This is a genomic window from Haloferax sp. s1 (assembly GCF_058382125.1).
The window spans coordinates 1-651 of sequence record NZ_JBZRPK010000033.1 but is presented as its reverse complement, the minus strand read 5'-3'; the positions used below and the strand labels follow the sequence as shown (position 1 = coordinate 651).

The 651-nt window shown below is 53.0% G+C and carries 1 pseudogene; it reads right to left on the bottom strand.

From position 1 onward, the window contains the following. Nucleotides 1-444 precede the first annotated feature (444 nt). Nucleotides 445-651, bottom strand: a pseudogene (locus QT222_RS00190) (hypothetical protein); the annotation flags it as partial.

The window sequence follows — 651 nt, the reverse complement described above, 5'->3', positions numbered from 1 at the left end:
GTATCAATATAAAAAGCGAACCGCGGTCTCTCGAACCTGGTGATTCTACATACGCACTACACCCTACAAGCGCGTTCAGCGTTTGGGATCGCTCGCACTATGTTTCGACGGTGAAGCGCCCGAAGCAGTTTCAGAAAGGGATCATCTTCACACCAGTCGTTCTGATCCTCTTCGCAGCCGTCCAGCTGTGGCTCGCGTATTTCCCGTCAGGGTGACGCTCGCATTCACTCTGAACGAGAAGTCTGATGTCATTTCACAAATGGAGTGTTTCTTTTCAGTGATCAATGAGAGAAATAGCCGAAAGACCCGTTTTAGTATTGACCATTCCAACGGGATCGAATCTACGGGAAGCTCTGTGCGAGATATGCACACCCACCTAGCGGCTATTTCACCCACGAAAGTGCCGAACTACTAGGGCTTCAACACGACGTTAAGTGGCCTTTGCTACGGAGGGTTACTCGCGGCGTTCAGGGGTGCGTAGGAGTCTGCGTGATAGGCGACCCGCCAGAGTTTGAGGACGGCACGAGTGACAAGCGCTTCGGGGGACTGCTTACTACAGGATTCTTCGACATCGTTGGGATCAGAGGTTGCGTCAGGTGGTGGGTGGTAGTGCTCGAGTCCGGAAACGTGGATATAGTCGCCGTCGTGAGG